At 73.9% G+C, this 20,636-nt stretch carries 20 protein-coding genes; 10 read left to right on the forward strand and 10 right to left on the reverse strand.

The window, feature by feature from the left end; all coding sequences use genetic code 11:
* Nucleotides 1-13 precede the first annotated feature (13 nt).
* Nucleotides 14-826, reverse strand: coding sequence for an SAM-dependent methyltransferase (locus tag CG719_RS29940; RefSeq protein ID WP_100571844.1), 813 nt, complete (start codon nucleotides 824-826; stop codon nucleotides 14-16).
* Nucleotides 827-1,112: 286 nt separating this feature from the next.
* On the opposite strand from CG719_RS29940, the gene CG719_RS29945 reads away from it, so the two are divergent.
* The 4 genes from CG719_RS29945 (at nucleotide 1,113) to CG719_RS36820 (ending at nucleotide 3,918) form a co-directional block, all read left to right on the forward strand.
* The gene (locus tag CG719_RS29945; protein ID WP_442802756.1) at nucleotides 1,113-2,360 is read left to right on the forward strand and encodes a PP2C family protein-serine/threonine phosphatase; all 1,248 of its coding nucleotides are present in this window, start codon (nucleotides 1,113-1,115) and stop codon (nucleotides 2,358-2,360) included.
* Nucleotides 2,361-2,494: 134 nt separating this feature from the next.
* Complete coding sequence (locus tag CG719_RS29950) at nucleotides 2,495-2,857, forward strand: hypothetical protein (RefSeq protein ID WP_159024980.1); 363 nt, start codon at nucleotides 2,495-2,497, stop codon at nucleotides 2,855-2,857.
* Between the two features lie 143 nt (nucleotides 2,858-3,000).
* Nucleotides 3,001-3,210 (forward strand): hypothetical protein, encoded by a 210-nt coding sequence (locus tag CG719_RS29955; RefSeq protein WP_100571846.1) that lies wholly within the window; start codon nucleotides 3,001-3,003, stop codon nucleotides 3,208-3,210.
* A 189-nt stretch (nucleotides 3,211-3,399) separates the two neighbouring features.
* Entirely contained in the window at nucleotides 3,400-3,918 is a 519-nt protein-coding gene (locus CG719_RS36820) for a hypothetical protein (protein WP_234375820.1), read from the forward strand.
* Between the two features lie 26 nt (nucleotides 3,919-3,944).
* Here CG719_RS36820 and CG719_RS29965 read toward each other — a convergent pair whose 3' ends face one another.
* Nucleotides 3,945-4,940 carry a hypothetical protein gene (locus tag CG719_RS29965; RefSeq protein WP_100571847.1) on the reverse strand — a complete coding sequence of 332 codons (996 nt, stop codon included), beginning with the start codon at nucleotides 4,938-4,940 and terminating at the stop codon, nucleotides 3,945-3,947.
* A gap of 118 nt (nucleotides 4,941-5,058) precedes the next feature.
* The gene (locus CG719_RS29970) at nucleotides 5,059-6,336 is read right to left on the reverse strand and encodes a PP2C family protein-serine/threonine phosphatase (protein WP_199836837.1); all 1,278 of its coding nucleotides are present in this window, start codon (nucleotides 6,334-6,336) and stop codon (nucleotides 5,059-5,061) included.
* A 217-nt stretch (nucleotides 6,337-6,553) separates the two neighbouring features.
* Here CG719_RS29970 and CG719_RS29975 point away from each other — a divergent pair, with 217 nt between their 5' ends.
* Nucleotides 6,554-6,922, forward strand: coding sequence for an STAS domain-containing protein (locus CG719_RS29975; protein ID WP_234375821.1), 369 nt, complete (start codon nucleotides 6,554-6,556; stop codon nucleotides 6,920-6,922).
* A 14-nt stretch (nucleotides 6,923-6,936) separates the two neighbouring features.
* Here the strand turns inward: CG719_RS29975 and CG719_RS29980 are convergent, their stop codons facing one another.
* Together CG719_RS29980 and CG719_RS29985 are read right to left on the reverse strand one after the other, a co-directional pair.
* The gene (locus CG719_RS29980) at nucleotides 6,937-8,526 is read right to left on the reverse strand and encodes a N,N-dimethylformamidase beta subunit family domain-containing protein (RefSeq protein WP_234375822.1); all 1,590 of its coding nucleotides are present in this window, start codon (nucleotides 8,524-8,526) and stop codon (nucleotides 6,937-6,939) included.
* Nucleotides 8,527-8,750: 224 nt separating this feature from the next.
* Nucleotides 8,751-9,314: a hemerythrin domain-containing protein gene (locus CG719_RS29985; protein ID WP_100571850.1), complete on the reverse strand. Its 564-nt coding sequence runs from the start codon at nucleotides 9,312-9,314 to the stop codon at nucleotides 8,751-8,753.
* Nucleotides 9,315-9,489: 175 nt separating this feature from the next.
* On the opposite strand from CG719_RS29985, the gene CG719_RS29990 reads away from it, so the two are divergent.
* From CG719_RS29990 to CG719_RS30005, 4 genes are all read left to right on the forward strand, one after another.
* The gene (locus CG719_RS29990; RefSeq protein WP_100571851.1) at nucleotides 9,490-10,035 is read left to right on the forward strand and encodes a DoxX family protein; all 546 of its coding nucleotides are present in this window, start codon (nucleotides 9,490-9,492) and stop codon (nucleotides 10,033-10,035) included.
* 17 nt (nucleotides 10,036-10,052) lie between these two features.
* Complete coding sequence (locus CG719_RS29995; protein WP_100571899.1) at nucleotides 10,053-10,589, forward strand: hypothetical protein; 537 nt, start codon at nucleotides 10,053-10,055, stop codon at nucleotides 10,587-10,589.
* A 122-nt stretch (nucleotides 10,590-10,711) separates the two neighbouring features.
* A complete protein-coding gene (locus CG719_RS30000) occupies nucleotides 10,712-11,197 on the forward strand; it encodes a MarR family winged helix-turn-helix transcriptional regulator (protein WP_100571852.1) in 486 nt (161 codons plus the stop codon).
* Nucleotides 11,194-12,987, forward strand: a complete 1,794-nt coding sequence (locus tag CG719_RS30005) for an MFS transporter (protein WP_442802757.1) — start codon at nucleotides 11,194-11,196, stop codon at nucleotides 12,985-12,987. The genes CG719_RS30000 and CG719_RS30005 overlap by 4 nt, the downstream gene beginning before the upstream one ends.
* 91 nt (nucleotides 12,988-13,078) lie before the next feature.
* Here CG719_RS30005 and CG719_RS30010 read toward each other — a convergent pair whose 3' ends face one another.
* The 3 genes from CG719_RS30010 to CG719_RS30020 all read right to left on the reverse strand — a co-directional run bounded on the left by CG719_RS30010 (nucleotide 13,079) and on the right by CG719_RS30020 (nucleotide 16,345).
* Nucleotides 13,079-13,252, reverse strand: a complete 174-nt coding sequence (locus tag CG719_RS30010; RefSeq protein WP_100571853.1) for a CsbD family protein — start codon at nucleotides 13,250-13,252, stop codon at nucleotides 13,079-13,081.
* Between the two features lie 110 nt (nucleotides 13,253-13,362).
* Complete coding sequence (locus CG719_RS30015; RefSeq protein ID WP_234375823.1) at nucleotides 13,363-14,862, reverse strand: MFS transporter; 1,500 nt, start codon at nucleotides 14,860-14,862, stop codon at nucleotides 13,363-13,365.
* Nucleotides 14,863-15,319: 457 nt separating this feature from the next.
* Nucleotides 15,320-16,345 (reverse strand): CHAD domain-containing protein, encoded by a 1,026-nt coding sequence (locus tag CG719_RS30020; RefSeq protein WP_100571854.1) that lies wholly within the window; start codon nucleotides 16,343-16,345, stop codon nucleotides 15,320-15,322.
* A 331-nt stretch (nucleotides 16,346-16,676) separates the two neighbouring features.
* Here CG719_RS30020 and CG719_RS30025 point away from each other — a divergent pair, with 331 nt between their 5' ends.
* A complete protein-coding gene (locus tag CG719_RS30025; protein WP_100571855.1) occupies nucleotides 16,677-17,522 on the forward strand; it encodes a SigB/SigF/SigG family RNA polymerase sigma factor in 846 nt (281 codons plus the stop codon).
* A 22-nt stretch (nucleotides 17,523-17,544) separates the two neighbouring features.
* Here CG719_RS30025 and CG719_RS30030 read toward each other — a convergent pair whose 3' ends face one another.
* Together CG719_RS30030 and CG719_RS30035 are read right to left on the reverse strand one after the other, a co-directional pair.
* Nucleotides 17,545-19,203, reverse strand: coding sequence for an NAD(P)/FAD-dependent oxidoreductase (locus tag CG719_RS30030; protein ID WP_100571856.1), 1,659 nt, complete (start codon nucleotides 19,201-19,203; stop codon nucleotides 17,545-17,547).
* A gap of 58 nt (nucleotides 19,204-19,261) precedes the next feature.
* Complete coding sequence (locus CG719_RS30035) at nucleotides 19,262-20,455, reverse strand: lycopene cyclase family protein (protein ID WP_100571857.1); 1,194 nt, start codon at nucleotides 20,453-20,455, stop codon at nucleotides 19,262-19,264.
* Between the last annotated feature and the right edge of the window lie 181 nt (nucleotides 20,456-20,636).

Genomic DNA, 20,636 nt, shown 5'->3' on the forward strand with positions numbered 1-20,636 from the left:
CCCCGCCCGCCGTTCACACGTCCTTGCGGCCCACCCCGGCGTACACCCAGAACTGGGACGGGTCCTCCGGGACCTCTTCCTCCCGGTCGGGGCGCCACAGCGGAACGTAGACCAGCCCCGGCTCCGCCAGGTCGAAGCCGTCGAAGAGGGACTCGATCTCGTCGTGGGAGCGTGCCGTGACCGGCGAGGTGGCCCGGTCCCGGTACAGCTGCCCGACCGCCGCCGCCGTGTCCGGACGGTCCTCGTCCGTGGCGTGGGTCAGGGCCAGCCAACTGCCCGCGGGCAGTGCGTCCCGGAAGGCGGCCACGATCCCGCCGGGGTCCTCCTGCGGGGTGACGAAGTGCAGGATCGTGATCATCAGGACGGCGACGGGCTCGTCGAAGTCGATGAGCTTGCGCACCTGCGGCGCGGAGAGTGTCCCCGCGGGATCGCGGATGTCGGCGGCCACGATCGCCGCGTCCGGGTTGTCGGCGAGCAGTGCCTCGCTGTGCGCGACCGCGACCGGGTCGTTGTCGACGTACACCACCCTGGCGCCGGGACTGGCGGCCTGGGCGACCTTGTGCACATTGCCCTGGGTGGGGATCCCGGAGCCCAGGTCGATGAACTGGCGTACCCCTGCGTCCACCAGGAACCGCACGGCGCGGCCCAGGAAGGCGCGGTTGGCGCGGGCCAGGGTGCGCACCTGGGGATCGATCGCCGTGAAGGCGGCCACCGCCTCCCGGTCTATGGCGAAGTTGTGCTCGCCGCCCAGCATGGCGTCGTACATCCGGGCCACGCTGGCCTTGCCCGGATCCACCCCCCGGGGCAGCCCCTCTCCGTCCCGCATCCGCCAACTCCCCTACTATTAAACGACATTGACTGTGCATCATATAGTTGCCAGTGGCATACCACGCCGTACCGCCCGACCGGTCCGACCGGCCCGTCCGTCCCCGCCCCACCGGACCTCCGGCCCACCGGCCCCACCCGGAAGGCACACGATCCTGCGGAACACAGAACGCGGCCACCCCGAAGACCCACCCCCCACAGCGCCGCTCCGCCGCCGTTCGCACTTCTCCCCCGCGGCCGACGCCATCGGCTCGGAGCTGGACCTGCACCTGACCGGCCGTCATGTCGTGCACGCCCTCGCGCCGGGTTTCTGCGACGCGGCCTCGGTGTACCTGCTCCAGCGCTGGCTGCTGGAGGAGAACGCGCGCACGGCGGCCGACCCGCCGCAGATCGAGGCGCGCCGGCTCGCCCTGCGCATAGGGTCGGACAGCTCGGAGGACTGGGAGCATCTGCTGCCGGTCGGGGAGGTGCTGGTCTTCCCGCGCCACACGCCGTACGCGCGTGCCGTGGCGACCGGGCAGAGTCAGTTGCTCGACGGCGTCGACCGGCACACCTTCGAGCGGCTGCGCGGCACCGACCCGGACGACGCGGGCGTGGACGCCCTGCTGCACAGCGCCGGGTTCCTCATCGTCCCGCTGCGGCTGCGCGGCGCGGCGGTCGGTTTCATCGCCTGCACACGTGATCCCGGCAAGGAGCCCTTCACGCGCGGCGAGGCGGTGGCGGTGGAGTCGCTCGGCGCCCGGGCCTGTGTCGCCCTCGACAACGCCCGCCGCTACGAACGCGAGCGCCGCACGGCGCTGGCCATCCGCCGCAGTCTCCTCCCGGAGACCGGACAGGCCTTCGAGAGCTGCAGGGTCGCGCACGGCTACCGGCCTGCCGGGCAGGACAACGTCATCGGCGGCGACTGGTACGACGTGCTGCCCCGAGGGGACGGGCGCCTGGCCATGATCGTGGGCGACGCCATGGGGCACGGACCGGAGTCCGCCGTGGCCATGATCCAGCTGCGGACCGCCGTCCGTGCCCTCGCGGCGCTCGACATCCCGCCGGCCGAGCTCATGGACCGGCTGGACGCCGTCGCCGGCACCACGCCCGGCGCATCCTTCGCCACCTGCATCTACGCGGAGTGGGACGCGGAACTGCACACCTGCACCTTCGTCGGCGCCGGCCATCCGCCGCCCCTGATCCGCGGCCCCGGCAGCCCGGCGGCGCCGGTGGCCCTCGCCTCCGCCGGTCTCCCCCTGGGGCTGGCCACGGGACCCTACGAGCCGACCGTGCTGCACCTGTCCGAACCGACCCTGCTGCTGCTCTACAGCGACGGTCTGGTGGAGTCCCGTACCCATGACATCGACCAGGGCATCGCGCGCCTCGCCCACGCCCTGGACGCCGGGGCCGACGACGTGACGGACGCCGGGCACCCGGACGCGCTGCCGTCGCTGTGCCGGCGACTGCTGGCCGACACCGGTCGCGACGGCTCCGACGACGTGACGGACGACCGGACGCTGCTGCTCGCCGAGCTGACCCCCGGGAAGAACTGACGGGGCCGGGGAGGGCGCCCTGGGCTGCTTGTCGCATGAGCGGAGGCGGCCGTTCGAGCGGTGTCCTCACCTGATGTGGTGAGGGAGTGCGGCATGAGGCGTACGCGGGCGGTGTGAGCGCCGTTTGCTCCGGCATGGAGAGCACTTCTGGGGCCGTGCCGCGCTCGCTCGGCCACCTCCCCGCGGAACGGCCCTACGCGGAACTGACCAGCGGGCCTTCGGACCCGGCGCCGGTCCACTCGCCGCCCCACGCCTCGGACCCGGCGCCACCGCGCGCCGGCGGGCGGCGCGCGCCCGAACCGTCCCCGGTCCAGTGGGCGTCCTTCGCGGACGCCGGCTCGCCGGCCCCGGCCGTCGCGTCCGCGGGGCGGGAGCCCGGTTCGCCGTTGCTGCGGCCCTGGGGCGTCGGCTCCGGGGAGAGGCCGCCGGAAGCGGCGGCGCGGGTGGTTCCCGCGGTTCCGGCCGTGCCCGTGCCGCGTGGGCTGCCGGGTCTGTGAGTCCGGACGGAGAGGGGGCCGGGCCGTTCCCCGGGGCCCGGCCCGGACCGCGCGGGGCACCGCTTGCTCACGGCTCGGTGACGGCGGGATCACGATGGTGGGCGTGGGCGTTGCCCGGTCCCGGGGGTGTCGTTGAGCGCGGCATGGAATCGTGGGAGGACGGCGAATGCCCCTGGTGCCGCTCGCTGCTCGGCTCCGGCCGGGCCCTGACCGTTCCGGACGCCGGGCTCCGCATCGGCCGCCTCTGGCACCGGACCGACGACTGGCCCGCCTGGTGGGAACGCGCACGTCCGATCATGCTGCCGCTGGCGGCCCTCACCGTGGCGGCCGCCCTCATGATGGCCCTGTCCTGACCCCCGCCCGTGGAGTCGGGCGGGGAACCGGTTGACCGGCCCGGCTCAGGTCTTGCTCAGAAAGGACGCGGAAGGCTGGTGGATCACCCGACGCGCTGACATGATCTCGACAGCTGCCGGCCGGACAGCACACGCAAGGTCATCATCCATACGCCGCATCACGTCGGCCGGCTGTCCCGGAGAGCTGATATGTCTCGCCGAACCCGTACGGCGGTGAGCGCCGCCTGCGCCGCAGTACTTCTGTCCGTCTCCGCGTGCAGGGCGGACCCCGCGCACGCGGCGTTGCCCGCGCAGCCCCAGGACTCGACGACGTCGGTCCCGGCCTCGGACGGCACCGTGCCCGGCACCACGCGGCCCTCCCCGCTGAAGCCGCCGGAGCCGGACCCCGGCGCGTCACTCGCGGGCCGCCAGAAGGTGACCGCGGGGAACGCCGTCGTTCCGTACGAGAAGGGCAGGAAAGGTGACGCCCTCACCGTCACGGTGAGCTGCCAGGGCAAGGGGAAGATCACGGTGGCGGTGCGACCCGTGCACGTCTCGTTCCCCCTGGAGTGCGATGCCGGACAGGTCAGCAGCGTCTCGAACCAGTTTGCCGTGTCCGGGGTGGAGCGCGGTGGAGTCGTGGACGTCGAGGCGCCCCAGGCGGTGCGCTGGTCGTTGACCGTCGGCCGTGGCGCACCGGCGCATGCGGATGCACCGGGTGACGACTGAGCCTCTCCGGTCACGCCGGGGCTTCTTCAGGTGCGGAAGCCGATGTGGACGTGGTCGTGGTGGGTGGCGTCGCTGAAGAACTGGTTCGGAGTGCGGCCTCCGGAGAGCAGTACGGGGCCGCCGACGTTGTAGGAGCCGGCGGCCGCCGCGTCGCGCATGAACCGTTCGACGAGGGAGCGGGGGGTGGCCGGGTCGACGACCGCGTGGCCGTCGATCTGCCAGACGTCGAAGGCGCGCCCGCGCGGGTGGTCGCTGGGCCGGCTGGTGCCGAAGACGTCCAGTGGATGCCCCGAGCGGACCACGCTGACGTACATCCGGTACGTCCCCGCCAGACGCAGCATCGCGGTGGCCACGCTGTCGTGGACCCGGCCGCTCCTCAGGTCGGCCTCCGCCGCGGGTGGCAGCACGATCCGGGAGTCGGCCAGCGTTCGCCGCACCCCGGCCGGGGGCGAGGCCTCCGGCGGGCCCGGCCGGGCCGGGTGCAGCGCGGTGACCGTCCATCCGCTCCTGGACCGGGCGAGCCGTACGTCGACCGTCGTGCCGCCCGCCCGGACGGCGCCGCCGTGCCGTGTCCACTGCCGGCACACCACCAGCACGCTCGCCGAGTCGGCGAGGATCCCGCCGTACTGGGCGTTCACCACCTGCAACACGGCCTCGTCGGCGGACGGCAGCAGCGGACCCGCCTGCGCCACAAGACTCGTCGGCAGGCCCTGGGCGGCCACTCTGGCACGCGCCGCGGACGCGCCGCCCCTGCCGCTGGGCCAGGCGCCGATCGCCGCGACCAGGTCCACGGCCCGCCGCTTCACCTCCGGGTGGACCTCGGCGGGACCGGGGCGCCAGAGAGTGGTGTGCGGGAGGACCGCCCCGGTGTGCGTGGGGGACGGTGACGTGGTGGAGGGGGCCGGCTTCGGCTCCGGGGCGGCGCCCTTACGGCCCGCCGCGCCGAGCAGCGCGGCCGCCATGCCCAGCAGTACGGCCCTGCGCCCCACCGGGCGCGCCGCGCGTTCCCGCCCATCGGTCATGCCCTCCAGTGTCCGCCCGCAGCGCACGACGGCCCAATCGGCGGCGCGCACCTCAGGGGCGGGGCACGGACGGCCCCTGCCCCGCCCGCGCCGGGCGGGGCGGGTCGGGGCGGATTCCTCAGGGGCGGGGGTGCAGGCGGGTGGCGAGTACGGTGATGTCGTCGTCCGTCCGGGCGGCGTCCGGGGCCGGGGCGCACAGGAATTCGCCGAGGATGCCGTCCAGGAGTTCGCCGGCTCCCGCGCCCGGCCCCGTACGCAGGCCGGAGAGCCGGGCGAGCGAGGTGTCGATGTCCTCTCCGCGCCGCGCGATCAGTCCGTAGGTGAACGCGACCAGCGTGTCGTCCTGCGCGAGGGGCAGCCTCGTCGCCTCGTGGGCGGCGAGGCCGCTGCCGGGGCCGGTGCCGATCGGGGGACCCACCCGCAGCGGGACCGGCCCGGCCGTGCCGTCGGCTCGGAAGACGACCGGCGGCAGGTGTCCCGCGCTCGCGAGCTGGGCCGTGCCGTCCGCCGGGTCCAGCAGGGCCAGCAGGCAGGTCGCCGGGCGGCGGCCGCTCTCCGCGGACATCATGGCGTCCAGCCGGCGCAGGATGCCGTGCGGCGCCAGGTCGGTGGAGGCGACGCACCGCAGCGTGGAGCGGTAGGCGTTCATGTCGACCGCCGCGTCCAGGCCGTGGCCCATGACCTCACCGACGACCAGCAGGACGCGGCCGGAGTGCAGGTGCAGGGTCTCGCACCAGTCGCCCCCGACGCGCCCGCCCGTGCCACAGGGCACGTGGCGCACCGCCAGCTCCACCTCGGGGTGCGTACGCTCCGGGTCGGCCGGCAGCACCTTCCGCAGGTCCCACACCCGCGGGCCGGCCTCGCGCTGCTCCTCCGAGTGCCGCATGTGCGCGGCGGCCAGCCGCGCCGCGTAGTGGACGGCCGCGGTCTCGTCGTCGTCGAAGGGCCGGTCGGCCCGCAGGGCGAGGGCGACCCCGTAGACCCGGTCCCAGGCGAGCAGCGGCACCGACAGGGTCACCAGGGCCGCGCCGCCATGGCTGGACGAGGCCGTGATCGGGTGGCCCGCGTCCAGGGCGCGGACGGACACCCGGTCGCGCGGGGCCTTCTCCAGGCTGTCGAGCAGGTCGCGCCGCCCGGCCACGGCGGCGGAGTGCAGGGACTCGCCCGCCTCACGGCGGCCCTCCTGCGGGCCGTAGAGATCGACGGTCGCCGAGTCGCACAGTTCCTCGACCAGGAAGGCGGCGAGTTCGGCCGCCGTCCCGCGGTCGTCGAGGGTCGTACCGATCGCGGCGACCGCCCGCCGGGCCAGTGCGAAGCGGTCCGTCGCGGCGCTCCCGGGGTCCGACACCAACTCGCCTTCCACCACGACCCCTTTCTGCCGTTCTGCCGGATTCATCCCAGCACTGCGAACGGGCATCGGAGGGTAGCGACCCGCGGGCCGGGTCCGCCGGAGAGGATTCTTCACCGGGGTGAGCACCGGCGCGCGCGGCAGGGGTGGGACGAGAGGGGGCGGGCTTCTCGGACACCCCCTCACCCCTGGCTTCACGAAGCCCTAACATCATGGCCAACAACACCCTGACCAGGGCCAGATGTTCACGAGAAGTGAGGGCAGTGTGGCAGAGACCGAGGGACCGGCGGTGCCCGAGCGCCTGCTGATCACCCGTACCACGGCCGACGACGGCAGCTGTGTCGTGGCCCTCGCCGGAGAGGTCGACCTCGACGGCAGCGCACACCTGCGCGACGCGCTGCTGTCCTGTCCCGGGACCGCGCCCGGCACGGTGGTCGACCTCGGCGACGTGACCTTCATGGACTCCAGCGGAATCAACGCCCTCATCACCGCCCACCAGGCCGCGCAGGCGGGCGGCACCCGGCTGCGTCTGGCCGCACCGCAGGAGGCGGTGCTGCGGGTGCTCCAACTCGTCGGCGTGGACACGCTCATACCCTGCTACCCCACCCTGGAGGCGGCCCTGGCCTCCCGCTGACCCGGAGGGCCCGGTCACTCCGGCGTGCCGTACACCTGGCGCGTGTCGGGGCGGGGGGCCGGCCGATGCCGGGCCGCGGGGCCCTCGGCGAAGGCGCGCAGCAGGTTCTCCGTGGTGCGGGTGACGAAGGCCCGGGTGCGGGCGCCCATGCCGTGGTCGCGGCCGCCCTCGGGGGTGCCGGCCATCAGTGCCTCCACCCAGCGCATGGTGCCGGTGGCGAAGACGCCCGCCCCGCTCGGCACCGTGCAGTAAACCGAGTCACTGTGACTGCGGTTGCCGGCGCACACCAGTGGCGAGTGCGCGGTGATCTCCAGCGGTGCGGGGACGGGCGAGCCGGGGGTGACCCGGTCGTACTCCACTCCGACCAGGTGGTCGAAGCTCTCGCCGGGGTGCGCTCCCGTTCCCTCGTACAGCCAGTGGTCCGCCGCGTGCACGACGTACGGGGCGTCCACCGGATAGCCCTCGTAGAGGACCCCGGTGAGGGACGACTCGGGGTCGGCGCCCGGGGCCTGCCGGAAGTCGGTGGTGACCAGGGCGGGGCGGGACGGGTAGCAGGGGTCGTCCCGGTAGGAGGACTTGTAGCAGACGACGGTGCGCCCGGCCCCCGCGCCGTTCCCCTCCAGGCGGATCCGGCGGAAGCAGGTGTTGGCGCCGAGGAAGGCCACGTTGGTGCCCGCGTCGCGGGCCTCGGCGACATGCCGGCGCTGCTCGGGCGTCCAGTATTCGTCGTGGCCCAGGCAGACGAGCGCGGTGGCGCCGCGCAGCACGCCGGGGTCGTGGTGCAGGTCGGTGCCGGTGGTGTACGCCAGGGGTATGCCGAGGCGTTCGGCGAGGACCACGGCCGCCCACTCGTACACCCGGAACTTCTCGGCGCCGTCGGCGTCGTAGGGCCGGTCGAAGCTGACGGCGAGGGAGCGGGTCGCGTACGCGCCGGAGGCGCCGCTGTACAGGCTGGAGCCGCCCCACCTGTTGTACGCCTGCCAGGTCGCCGGGGCGTGCAGGAGTACCGTGCGGCCGGCGCCGTGCGTGGAGCGCACGATCAGCGGGACGTACCGCTGATGGCCGTTGTCGGCGTCGAGGCGCAGCAGGTAGGCGCCTTCGGGCCAGCCCTCGGTGCTGAAGGCCAGGGTGCGGGGCCAGTCGGCGCGTACGGTGCGGGTCGCCGACAGCGTCCGGGCGGCGGGCCGCGCGCGTCCGCGCACGGGGCGGGAACGCCAGACGAGGCGGGCGTGGCCGCCGCCGTACCAGCCGACACGGAAGGCCGAGACGCGGAAGGAGGACGCCGTGGTCGACACGTGCAGGCCGCACTCCTGGCCCGGGGTGACGCTGATGCGGTCGGTGTATCCGGCCACCGCGTCGGGCGGGCCCGTGGAGCCGATCCGCCAGTCCCGGGTGCCCGGGCGGTCCCGGTCGGCCTCCGGGCGGCGGCTGTCGGTGTCGGCGGACGGCCGGTTCGCGGACGTGTGGTCGCAGGCGACGGCCGCCGCGCCCAGTCCGGCCCCGGCGCACAGACAGAGGAAACGCCTGCGGGCGGTGCCGTGCGCGGAGTCCTTCGCCGTGTGCCCCGTGTCCCCCGCGTGCTCCTGTGCGTGGTGCGGCCTCACATCGCCTCCCTGGGGCTGAACGAGCCCTCCCCGCGGATTCGGCGTGCCTTCGACGAAGGTAGCGGCCGCGGCGGGGGTCCGCACGGGCGCGACGACTGCGGGGGCGGACCACTGGCCGCACCTTCGGCACAGGTGTACGGGCATGCCCGCGGGGCCGTCGGGCGGTGACGGCCGCGACGGTCCCGTGAGCGGTGGTCCGCGCGCCGCCGGTGCGGCGGCGGGCCTCAGCGGGTCCTGCCGCGTCCGGTGACGGCGTCCCGGATCCGGTCGACCAGTCCGGCGCCGGGCGCGAGCAGCTTGTTCAGGGGCGGCTTGTCCGGAGCGGCGGGGTGGGGCCGAGTCGGTGCGGTCTTCTTCGCCGAGCGCACCTTCTCACCGAGTTGTTCCAGTTCCTCGGGCTTGGTGGCCTCCCGCAGCAGCGGGAAGAGGTTCTGTTCCTCGTCGGTGACGTGCTCGCGGATCTCCCGCATCAGGCGGCCGACGAGCTCGTCGAACCGGGGGTCGTCCGCGCCCAGGCCCTCCAGGTCCTTCATCGTCTGCTCGGCCTCGGCGTGGTCCTGGACCTCGCGGTCGGCGATCGCGTCGCCGTCCCGGACGTAGTGACGCACCGCCGGGTACAGGTGCATCTCCTCGGCCACGGAATGGCGGACCAGTTCGATCGTGGCCTGGTCGGCCAGGTACTTGCGCCGCGAGTTCCCCATGGGGAGGGCCTCCATCTGCGCGAAGATCTCCTCCACTTCGCGGTGGTCCGTGGTCAGTTCCTGAATGACGTCTCCGCCGTGTCCCATGGCCGGGCTCCTTGCTGCTGGACCTTGGAGGTCATACCGCTGGACCGCCGCCGGGTTCCCACCCCGCGCGACGGCACACCACCGAGCGCCTCCGGTCGCGTGGGCCGATTGTCCCGGCGTGGGCCGGGAACCCGGGGGAACGCCGCATACGTACCGCTCACCCCTGGAGAGGACCATGAGTCTGCTGCGCGTGGCCGGTCGGCCTCTGCTCGCCTCCATGTTCGTCGTCGGAGGCATGGCCTCCTTCCGCAGTCCCGAGGAGGTGGCGCCGATCGCCGAACCCGTCGTACGGCCGATCACCGAGCGGGTGGCGGTGCTGCCGGACCGTACCGAGCAGGTCGTACGGCTCAGCGGCGGCGTCCAGGTCGTGGCGGGCGTGCTGCTTGGCCTGGGGTGGTTCCCGCGGCTGTCGGCCGCGGCCCTGGCCGGGACCCTCGTGCCCACCACCCTGGCCGGACACCGCTTCTGGGAGGCGGAGGACGACGCGAGCCGCGCCCAGCAGCGCATCCACTTCCTGAAGAACCTGTCCATGCTGGGCGGCCTGCTGATCGCGGCCGACGACACCGGCAGCGCGCCGTCCCTGCTGTGGCGCGGTCGTCACACGGCCCACGAACTGCAGCGCGAGGCCCGTCTGGTGCGCCGTTCGGTACGGGCGACGGCACGCCCGGCCGCCGCGGTCGGCGGCCTGCGCGCCAAGCTGCCCGCCCGCAACGGCGGATGAACAACGGGGAGGACACCATGCGCGAGCATGCTCACGCCGGTACCCGCCTCCCGGTGTTCACCGGGCAGTCCGGTCACGAACTGCTCGGGATCTACCTCAACGACCACCTGGCGGGCGCCACCGCGGGCACGGAACGCTCCCGCCACCTGGCCATGGCGACCCGGGGCTCGGAGATCGGCGACGCGATGGCCCCGATCGCGGCCGAGATCGCCGAGGACCGCAGGAGCCTGCTGGAGATCATGCGTCGGCTCCGGATCCCCGTACGGCGCTACAAGGTGTACGCCGGCCGCCTCGGCGAACGGGCCGCGCGGCTGAAGAGCAACGGCGGACTGGTGCGGCGGTCTCCGCTGAGCACCCTGCTGGAGCTGGAGCTGCTCCAGGCGGGCATCCGGGGAAAGGCCTGCGCGTGGGAGGTGCTGCGCGGACTCGCCGACCGGGACACTCGCCTGGATCCGCGGCGGCTGGACGACCTCTTCGAGCGGGCCGGGCAGCAGCAGCGCGTCGTCGAGGACCTGCGCAGGCTCCAGGCCGCGGAGGTCTTCCGGGACCGCTGAACCGCCGCCGGGGGCGAGGAATCGCGGTCACCGGCCGGTGACCGCGATCCATGTGCGTGCATGGACCAACGATGACCGACGCTTGGTTCAACAGTCCAGACTGATAAACCTATTGTTACTACGTGGACGTCGAACAGGTAGGTACCGGCACCACCACAGGCCCCCCGGAAAGCAAGGCGCGCAAGGACGGCACGGCTTCCCTCGCCTCCGATCTGCGGGTGACCGTCGCACGGATCACGCGGCGGCTGCGGCAGGCGCACGCGGTGGGTGACGTGTCGCTGTCCGGCATGTCCGTGCTGGCGCGGCTCGCCGCCGACGGCCCGGACTCGCCCGGCTCACTGGCCGAACTGGAACGCGTCAGGCCGCAGGCGACGGCGGCGACCCTCGCCGCGCTCGAACAGCGCGGCCTGGTCCTGCGCTCCCCGCACCCCGTCGACAGGCGCCGCTGCGTGGTGGCCGTCACCGCCGCCGGGCGCGACATGCTGGCCGCGCGGCACACCGAGTCCGTCGGCCGGCTCGCCGACGCCATCGAAGAACTCACCCCACGGGAACAGCGCACGCTCGCCGCCGCGCTGCCCCTGCTCGACCGGCTGGCGGAAGGGCTGTGAACCCCCGTACCCCCGCCGGCGTGGGCCCCCACTACAAGTGGGTCGCCCTGTCGAACACCACGCTCGGCGTGCTGATCGCCGCGATGGACGCCTCCATCGTGATCATCTCGCTGCCGGCGATCTTCCGCGGCATCGGGCTCGACCCGCTCGCGCCCGGCAACATCAGCTATCTGCTGTGGATGATCCTGGGCTATCTGCTGGTCTCGGCGGTGCTCGTGGTCGTACTCGGACGGCTCGGCGACATGTTCGGCCGGGTGCGCATCTACAACCTCGGGTTCCTGGTCTTCGCCTGCGCCTCCGTGGCGCTGTCCCTCGACCCGTTCAGAGGCGGAGCGGGCGCGCTGTGGCTGATCCTGTGGCGGGTGGTGCAGGCCTTCGGCGGCTCCATGCTCACCGCGAACTCGGCCGCCATCCTCACCGACGCCTTCCCCGCCGGGCAGCGCGGGACGGCCCTGGGCATCAACCAGATCACCGCGCTGGCCGGCCAGTTCCTCGGCCTGCTCGCGGGCGGGCTGCTCGCCACCGTCGACTGGCGTGCCGTGTTCTGGGTGAGCGTCCCGATCAGCGTGGGCGGCACCATCTGGTCGTACCTGAGCCTGCGGGAGACGGCGCCGGGGCGGCGCGGCCGCATGGACTGGCCGGGCAACCTCACCTTCGCCGCGGGCGCCGGAATCCTGCTCGCCGCGATCACCTACGGCATCCAGCCCTACGGCGGGGACGCCACCGGCTGGGGCAACCCCTGGGTGCTCGCCGGGCTGGTGGGCGGCTGCTGCCTGCTGCTTCTGTTCTGCTTCGTCGAGACCCGCCCCCAAGCTCTCGGCTTCGCTCGAGCAGGAGGGACCCCCACCGCCGAGCCCATGTTCCACCTCGCGCTGTTCCGGGTGCGGGCGTTCGCCGCGGGCAACGTGGCCGTCCTGCTGACCGCGATCGCGCGCGGCGGGCTCCAGTTCATGCTCATCATCTGGCTCCAGGGCATCTGGCTGCCCCTGCACGGCTACGACTTCGAGGACACCCCGCTGTGGGCGGGGATCTTCATGCTCCCGCTGACGATGGGGTTCCTGCTCGCCGGTCCCGTCTCCGGCCATCTCTCCGACCGGTTCGGCGCCCGGCTGTTCTCCACGACCGGCCTGCTGCTGGTGGCGGGGTCCTTCATCGGCCTGCTGGCCCTGCCGGTGGACTTCGCCTACGGGCCGTTCGCGGCGCTGCTGCTGATCAACGGGTTCGGCCAGGGCATGTTCTCGGCGCCCAACACCTCGTCGATCATGGGAAGCGTGCCTCCGGAGTACCGGGGTGTGGCCTCGGGCATGCGCTCCACCTTCCAGAACTCGGGCACCGCCCTGTCCATCGGCGTGTTCTTCTCACTGATGATCTCGGGGCTCGCGTCCTCCCTGCCGTCGGCGCTGAGCGACGGGCTGCGGGCGCACGGCGTGCCGGCGGCCACGGCACAGCACGCCGCCTCGCTGCCGCCGGTGAGCACGCTGTTCGCCACGTTCCTGGGCGACAACCCCGTACAGCACCTGCTGGGACCCAGCGGAACGCTGGACCGGCTGTCCGGGGCGCAGCGGCAGGCGCTGACCGGGCACACGTTCTTCCCCGAGCTGGTCTCCGGGCCGTTCCACCATGGTCTGACCATCGTGTTCGGCGTGGCCGCGGCGATGGCCCTGGTCTCCGCGGTCGCCTCGGCGCTGCGCGGCGGTCACCGGCTGCCCGTGGAGGGGGCCCGGCGGCCGGATCCGCTGTCCGGGAATACGCCGGCGGGACCCTCGCTCGACGAGCAGGGGTCCCGCTGAGGGCGTTCATGCCGTCCGGCGGCGCTCCCGGATTCGTCCGGGAAGGGGTTCGTCCGAGGGCGCTCGGGTCGCCGTCCTCGCCGGCCGGGCGTCAGCCCTTGAAGATGTCCTTCGTCTTCTCCTTGGCCTGGCGAGCGTTGCCCTTGGCCTTCTCGGCCCGTCCCTCGGCGGTCATGCTCTCGTTGCCCACCGTGCGGCCGACCGTCTCCTTGGCCTTGCCCTTCATCTGTTCCTTCTTGGCCTTGCCCTTCTGGTCACCAGCCACAGTCGCTCACTCCCAGCGGAATCGGTGTCGGTGTCACCATGCGGGTGCTCGGCGCGGCGGCGGCCAAACCTCCCGATCACGCCGGCGATCACGACGAGTGACCGGCGTCGTCAGCCGTGGCCCGCACCGGTGTGCTCGGCGCTGACCTGGCGCGGACCGCGCCGGCCGCGGGGGTGCCGGTAGCGGCGGAAGTCGAGGACGGCGAGCGCCAGAGCCCCCAGCAGGGCCACCAGGCCGCAGCCGACGGCGAAGGCCACGGCCGCGCGGTAGTCCTTCCCGTTCTCCGCGAGCACCATGTAGAACAGGCCCGGCAGGGCGGCCGTGCCCACCGCTCCCCCGAGCCGCTGTCCGGTCTGCAGGGCGCCGCCCGCGGCCCCGGCCATCCGCACCGGTACGTCACTCAACGCCATCGTCACGTTCGGGGAGATGACGCAGCCGCTGCCCACGCCGCCCACGAACAGGGCGGGCGCGGCCCACCACGCCATGACGTCCGGCGGAGCCGACCGAAGGATCAGCGCGGTGGCCGCGAGCCCGAGGACGACCGTGACCAGCCCCCAGACGGTCAGCAGCCGTCCGAACCGCTCCACCAGCCGGCCCGCGACCACCGCGGCGGCCGCCGAACCGATCGCGAACGGGGTCACCGCGAGACCCGAGGCCAGTGGCGTGTAACCGAGGCCGTCCTGGAAGAACAGGGCGAACACCAGCCACACCCCGCTGAACCCCACGAAGTACAGCGTGCCCAGCGCGGTGCCGGCCGCGTAGCCGCGGGTGCAGGTCAGGAGCCGTGGATCCAGCAGCGGCCCGCCGTCGCGCGCCGCGACCCGCCGCTCCCAGCGGGCGAAGACCACCAGGAGCACCAGGCCCACCACGAACAGCCACCACAGGCGGCGCACTCCCCCGCTGTCGGCGAACACGAGGGGCAGCATCAGGCCCAGCACCCCGGCGCCCAGCAGGATCACGCCGGGCAGGTCCAGGTGTTCCCGGCGGCCCCGCGCCACGCGGGGCAGCAGGCGGAGACCGAGCAGCAGCGCGAGCGCCCCGATCGGCACGTTGACGTAGAAGATCCAGCGCCAGCCCTGGGTGCCGTGGGCCAGCGCCAGGATCAGGCCTCCGGTGACGGGGCCCACCGCGCTGGAGATGCCCACCGTGGCGCCGAGGAGTCCGAAGGCGCGGCCTCGCTCGGCCCCTCGGAACATCTGCTGGATCAGCGCCGAGTTCTGCGGGGCGAGGCAGCCCGCGCAGGCGCCCTGCGCGATCCGGGCCACGACGAGCCAGGTGATCGTGGGCGCGGCGCCCGCTCCGGCGCTGCAGATCACGAAGCCGGCCAGGGCCCACAGGAAGATCCTGCGCCGTCCCACCGCGTCGCCCAGCCGGCCCGCCGGGACCAGGGCGAGGGCGAACGACAGGGCGTAGCCGGAGACGACCCACTGCACGGAGGCCGGTGAGGCCGTCAGGTCCCGCTGCATCGACGGCAGCGCCACGGCCACGATCGTCACGTCGAGCAGGCTCATGAACCCGGTGGCGAGCGTGACCCACAGGGCCTTCCAGCGCCTCGGGTCGCGTCCGGCCGTATCGTCGGCGCGCGCGCCCGCCCGCGCGTCCCTGTTCACGAAGGCTCCTCGTTCACGAAGGCTCCTTCCGGTTGCCGCCGAAGCACGCGCCAACGGTCAATGTCGCACGCGCCCCGCCTCGACGGTCGTCTTCCGCACGTGCCCGCACGCGCTCCAGCCCGGCGATCGATATCCGCACCGTCCCGGCCCAGCGGGCCATATCCACGCGCACCCGGGACCGACGGTCGAATTGCACGCACGTACCCGCACGGCGGGCCACATCCGCGCCCGCCCGCGACCGGCGGACGGTATCCACACGCGTACCCGCCCGGCGAACGACAACCGCGCCTGCCTGCGGACCGACCGTCGACATCCACACGCGCACCCGCCCGGGAGGGCGACGTCCGCGCGCGCCGCCGTCCGGCGGGCGAATCGCCCGTGCCACGGTCGCGTTCCCCGCCTCTCACCGTCGACACCCTCCCGCGCCACCCCGCCACCGACGCGCGGCGAAGGTGGGTCAGCCGCCGCGTTTGCGGCGCGGGCCCGGCTGCGAGGGGCGGCCCCACAACCGCGACAGTTCCTGTTCGCGCACCCCGGCCGCCGCCCGTTCCTGGCCGTGCAGCACGCCCCAGGTGAAGCCGGGCTCGCCGGCCGCGTGGGCCGCGACGGCCAGACGACGCAGGGCGTCCCTGGCCACCACCGCGTCGTGATGGTCGCCCCCGGCCTTCTGCACGGCCTTGGCCCGTCGGCGCAGGCGCCCGGCGGCCTTGCCCAGGGCCGGGCGGGCCGCCTCGGCGGCGTAGCGGACCCGTTTGGCCGCCTTGCGGGCGTGGTGGATCGCCGCGTCGCGTTCGGCGCCGGGTGGCAGGCTGAGCGCGCGTTGCATACGGCGGTGCAGCCGGCCATCCTCCTTCCGCAGGGCCTTGGCCATGACCTTGTGGGGTTTGCCCGCGGCGGCCTGGGCTCGCAGCGGCGGTTCGGCGACCAGCGCGTGCAGGGAGTCGAGCAGGGTCCGGTAGCGGGGCGAGGCCAGCGCTTCGAGTGTGCGGCGGCGTGTCTGCGCCCGACGTGTCACGTCCCACGCGCGCAGTCGCGCGGTGACCGGGCCGAGGACCAGTTCGCCTGGCAGTTCCCCCACGGCCGCGGTCAGCCGCTCGGCGAGCACCTCGTGATCGCGTTCCGCCCCCAGCTCGCCGCCCAGCCACCTCAGGTCAGCGCGGACGGGGTCGGTGACCGAGCGGTCCAGGACGGAACGCCAGGTGCGCAGGCAGCCGCGCAGCCGGCGGCAGGCGACCCGCATCCGGTGCACCGCGTCGGGCCTGCCGCGCCGTACCGCGGGGTCCAGGTCGGTCAGGGTCGCGACCAGGCCACGCACGTACGCGTGGACGTGCTCGCCGGTCGAACCCGGCGCGGGGTCCGGTCGGGGATCCGGGGAGAGGTCCGGGGACGAGCCCGTCCCGGTCAGGGCCCGGGCCACCTCGGACCGGGTCCCGGTCCGGCCGGCGCCCTTGTCGCGCAGCGCCTTCTCCTTCGACTGGGCCATACAGTGCCCGTTGACGCGATCCGCGGGATCAAACCCGTGGCCCGCCCGCGCGGCTCGGCCTTCAGGACCGGCTGGTCCACTGCCCCCCGCGGGCAGCACGCGCGCGTCGTGCTCCACGGCGACCGTCCCACGGTCGGCTGACGCCTCGCAGAGAGCCGGTTCGGCGCCCTTCGCCCCGCCCCTCCCACGCCGGCTCGACGGGCGCGTCGGGGTAAGAAGGGGAAATATTGAGTGTGAGGTTTGCGTACCGGGGTAGACGCTGCGGGGTCCGCCTTGATCAACAAGGTGGACGCGTACCGAAGGTGTTCCGGCTGAGAGGGAGGGCCGCACGATGGCGGTGACCACAGAGGCGAAGGCGACTCGGGCTCGTACGGAGCTGCCGGAGGTGGCCGACCCCTCAAAGGTCGCGCCCACCGACGCGCGGGCCCTGTCACGGCTGTTCTTCGAACGGCTGGCGACGCTGGAGGAGGGCACGCCCGAGCACCAGTACGCGCGCAACACGCTGATCGAGATGAACATGTCCCTGGTCCGCTACGCGGCCGGCCGCTTCCGCAGCCGGGGCCCGCAGGAGATGGAGGACATCGTCCAGGTCGGCATGATCGGTCTGATCAAGGCGATCGACCGGTTCGAACTGGCCCGCGAGGTGGAGTTCACGTCCTTCGCCGTGCCGTACATCGTCGGTGAGATCAAGCGCTTCTTCCGCGACACCTCCTGGGCCGTGCACGTCCCGCGCCGGTTGCAGGAGGCCCGCGTCGAGCTGGCCAAGGCCACCGAGGAACTCGGCAGCCGGCTGGGCCGCAAGCCCACGACCACCGAGCTCGCGGAGCTGATGAACCTGCCCGAGCAGGAGGTCGTCGACGCGATGGTGGCGTCCAACGGCTACACCTCCGCCTCCCTCGACGCCGCCGTCAGCGGCAGCGAGGAGGGCGAGAACGTCCTCGCCGACTTCATCGGCGCCGAGGACACCGGCATGGAGCTCGTGGAGGACCTCCACAGCCTGGCCCCGCTGCTCGCCGAACTCGACGAGCGGGACCGGCTGATCATCCACATGCGGTTCGTCGAGGAACTCACCCAGGCACAGATCGGGGAGCGTCTGGGCATCTCCCAGATGCATGTCTCCCGCCTGCTCAACCGGCTGCTGGGGCGGCTGCGGCAGGGGCTGCTGAGCACCCGCTGAGCAACGCCCCGTTCGGGGTCCTTCACACCCTGTGAGCCAGCCGGGCGAGCCCGCGCAGCACGCGGCTGCGCCCCTGGTCCGGGACCGTCCACAGCGTCTGCCCGCGCACCCGCCAGCGCTCCAGCAGGGCGTTGGCGGCCAGGAAGCCGCTGGTGGCGGCCCGTTCCATGAGCGCGACCGGCAGATCCGTACGGACCGTGTCGCCGGCGAGCACCAGGTACGGGTCGGCCGTGCGCACGGTGGGCCGGTCACGGTATCCGCCCACCGGGAACAGCGGGCAGTCCGCCCGCCACTCGTGCCGTTCGTCCACGACGCGCGCAGCCCGTGTCTCGGGGTACACCTGGTGCAACTGCCGTACGAGACAGTCCCGTTGGATGTCCGGGTCGGCGTCCTCGGGCAGGGCGTAGGCGTGCAGTTCGACCACGGATCCGCCGGTGCGCGCGGCCCAGCGGGCGGCCTCGCCCTCCCAGCGCTCCAGCACACTGACGTTGTCGAGCGTGCCGTATCCGCTCGTACCCAGGAAGCCCGGACGGTCGCGGGCCACCGGGCGGTCCAGCCAGAGACGGGAGACCAGGAAGGGCGGCGCGGTGCTCAGGCGGCCGATTCCCGCGCGCCACGCGGGGTCGCCGAGCCGCGCGGAGTCCGCCACCAGGCGCCGCAGCCCCGCGACGTCGAGGGCCAGCACCACGGCGTCGTGGTGGCGCGGCCCGTCCGGCAGGGTCACGGTGAATCCGCCGTGCGGAGCCGGTACGACGCTGTGCACGGGTGCCGACGTGCGCAGTTCGGCGCCGTGCAGCCGCAGGTAGCGGCCCAGGGGGTCCCACAGGGCTGCCGGGAACGGCTCGGCCGGGACGTCGAAGAGGAGTCCCTCCGCGGATCCCAGGAAGTAGATGTGGAACATGAGGACCATCTCGGCGGCCGACAGCTTTCGCGGGTCGGCGAAGAAGCTCCGGGAGAAGATCTCGAAGGCGAGGTGACGCGCGGCCTCGGGGAAGCGGATCGACTCCAGGAGGTCGTGGGCGCTGACGTGGTCGAGCTGGTCGTACACGTCGGGTACGCGCACGTCGAGCAGTGGCAGCGCGGCGGCCGGGCGCATCCGGGTCAGGTCGCGCGGCGGGAAGGACGGGCTCAGGGCCGCGAAGCCGAGGGCGCTCCAGGGCGGGGTCCGCGGCACGTGCCGGAAACCGTCGCGCATCCCGGACCGGTGCCACAGGGGGTAGTCCGCCAGGCCGTTCAGCCGTTCCAGACCCGGATCGGTCCGGCGCAGCAGCCCGCGCAGGTTGTAGTACTGGCGGAAGAAGGCGTGGAATCCCCTGCCCATCGTCACGGTCGTACCGTCCCGCAGCGTGGTGGGCCACCCCGCGAGGCGTCCGCCGAGGACCGGTTCGCGCTCGTACAGGGTGACCCGCACTCCGCGCTCCGCCAGCGCGGTCGCCGCGGCCAGGCCGGCGACACCGCCTCCGACGACAGCCGTCGCGGGGGCCGGCCCGGTGATCCGCGGCGCGCCCGGGGCCGGCAGCAGTACCCGGGCGCGCCGGTCCCGGCCACGGCGGGCACGGACCGTCCGCCTCCGCCGCGGGGCCGGCGCGCGGCCGCCGGGGACACCTTCCGCGGCGCGCGGGCCGCAACCGCCGGGGGCGTCGATCGCGGTGGTCGGGGCGGGGTTGTGCGGCGCTGACATGCGGTCTCCGTGGGTCGTGGGGTACGGCGCGGGGAGGTGTCGCGCACGGCGAAGGCGGTCAGGGGCCGGGGAAGGGCCGACGGGGCAGGCGGGGCAGTTCGAGTGCGGAGCGCAGCATGGGCAGGACGGGGGTGCGCAGGCCGATCGACAGGTCCTCGTGGAGCCCGGTCCGGCCGTCGAGGAAGCGCAGCAGCCGCCGTGCCGGAACCCGCCGGAACAGCTCGGCGAAGAAGGCCGCCCCGTCGACGCGGCCACTGTCGAGGGCGTGCAGCAGGACGGCGTCCATGACCCGTGAGCGGGCCCGGTGCGCGGGCGGCGGCAGGGGACGGCGTCCCGCGTGCAGCGCGGCGGCCACGGCGCGCGTCTGGCGCTGCACGGCGGCGAACGTGAACCCGGTCGACGGGCGGGTCGCCCCGGAGGCCGCGCCGATGCGGAAGACCGACGGCCCGCTCTGCCGGGCGAACACGGCGTCCGTCATGGGGATCACCCCTGACTCGGTACCGGTGACCTCGAAGCGGCCGAGCCGCAGCACGCTCCCCGTGTAGCGCCTCAGCGCGGCCTCGTACGCCTCGCGTGGCAGGACCCGCGCGGAGAACTCGGTGTACTCGACGAGCGCGTGGCGCCGCCCGGTGGGCAGGACGTACCCGAACGACAGCCCGTGCGCCGGCTGCGGTGTGCGGAAGTCCATGAACTCCACGGCGTCCGGGTCGAAGACCGGCCGGTCGTGGCGCACGAACCAGCCGTGGAAGTGCTGGAGCAGCGTGGTCCGGGCCGCCGGGAGGCTGCCCGGCGGACGCGAGTCGAACACCCAGCGCGCCCGCACTGCCACAGGTCGCCCGTCGGCGGTACGGGCCCGCACCTCGGCGCCGCCTTGAACAGGCTCGACGGTCTCGACCGCGGCCGTCAGCCGCCGCGTGTCCGGGCTGCCGGCCGTCCAGTGGGCGACGAACGTCTCGAAGTCGTCCGACCGGAGCATCTTGTAGCGCAGCGGGGCGATGTCCCGTTCGGTGGCGTGCCCGTCGGTTCCGTGGACGCGCAGCCGCCGCCAGGACGTGGTGAGGGCCGCGTCGTACGGGCCGTTCTCGGTCTCCCAGTAGCACCAGGTGCGGTGGGGCGGACGCAGCGGGCCCGGCGGCGCCTCCAGGAGGACGACGGTCACGGGGCGTGTCCCGGCGGGGCGCCGGGCCAGCCAGTGGGCCAGGGACAGGCCCGCGGCTCCCGCTCCGACGATGGCGACGTCCGCCTCCAGCACGGCTCAGGGCTCCTTCCCGCCACGCCCGTACGGACTCGGGCGTCACCCGAAGCATTCCGGCTGTTCCGGGCGTCCGGATGCAGCGCGCACGGCGTGTCGGCGGGCGCGGCGGGCCCGGTGGGGCGGTTTCCCTGCGACCTGCCCCCGTTCGGCGCATCCGGCGACGCCGCCGCCGAGGAAT

Source organism: Streptomyces sp. CB01373, assembly GCF_002803075.1.
In the GTDB taxonomy this organism is placed as follows: Bacteria; Actinomycetota; Actinomycetes; order Streptomycetales; family Streptomycetaceae; genus Streptomyces.

Excerpts from the sequence above, each read along its gene's own strand:
- CG719_RS29985 (WP_100571850.1), bottom strand. The coding sequence starts at position 9,314 with ATGGGACACGGCGGAGACGTCATTCAGGAACTGACCACGGACCACCGC.
- CG719_RS29950 (WP_159024980.1), top strand. The coding sequence starts at position 2,495 with ATGGAGAGCACTTCTGGGGCCGTGCCGCGCTCGCTCGGCCACCTCCCC.
- CG719_RS30030 (WP_100571856.1), bottom strand. The coding sequence starts at position 19,203 with ATGTCAGCGCCGCACAACCCCGCCCCGACCACCGCGATCGACGCCCCC.
- CG719_RS30020 (WP_100571854.1), bottom strand. The coding sequence starts at position 16,345 with ATGGCCCAGTCGAAGGAGAAGGCGCTGCGCGACAAGGGCGCCGGCCGG.
- CG719_RS29965 (WP_100571847.1), bottom strand. The coding sequence starts at position 4,940 with ATGACCGATGGGCGGGAACGCGCGGCGCGCCCGGTGGGGCGCAGGGCC.
- CG719_RS30025 (WP_100571855.1), top strand. The coding sequence starts at position 16,677 with ATGGCGGTGACCACAGAGGCGAAGGCGACTCGGGCTCGTACGGAGCTG.
- CG719_RS29955 (WP_100571846.1), top strand. The coding sequence starts at position 3,001 with ATGGAATCGTGGGAGGACGGCGAATGCCCCTGGTGCCGCTCGCTGCTC.
- CG719_RS29990 (WP_100571851.1), top strand. The coding sequence starts at position 9,490 with ATGAGTCTGCTGCGCGTGGCCGGTCGGCCTCTGCTCGCCTCCATGTTC.
- CG719_RS29995 (WP_100571899.1), top strand. The coding sequence starts at position 10,053 with ATGCGCGAGCATGCTCACGCCGGTACCCGCCTCCCGGTGTTCACCGGG.
- CG719_RS29940 (WP_100571844.1), bottom strand. The coding sequence starts at position 826 with ATGCGGGACGGAGAGGGGCTGCCCCGGGGGGTGGATCCGGGCAAGGCC.
- CG719_RS36820 (WP_234375820.1), top strand. The coding sequence starts at position 3,400 with ATGTCTCGCCGAACCCGTACGGCGGTGAGCGCCGCCTGCGCCGCAGTA.
- CG719_RS29970 (WP_199836837.1), bottom strand. The coding sequence starts at position 6,336 with ATGAATCCGGCAGAACGGCAGAAAGGGGTCGTGGTGGAAGGCGAGTTG.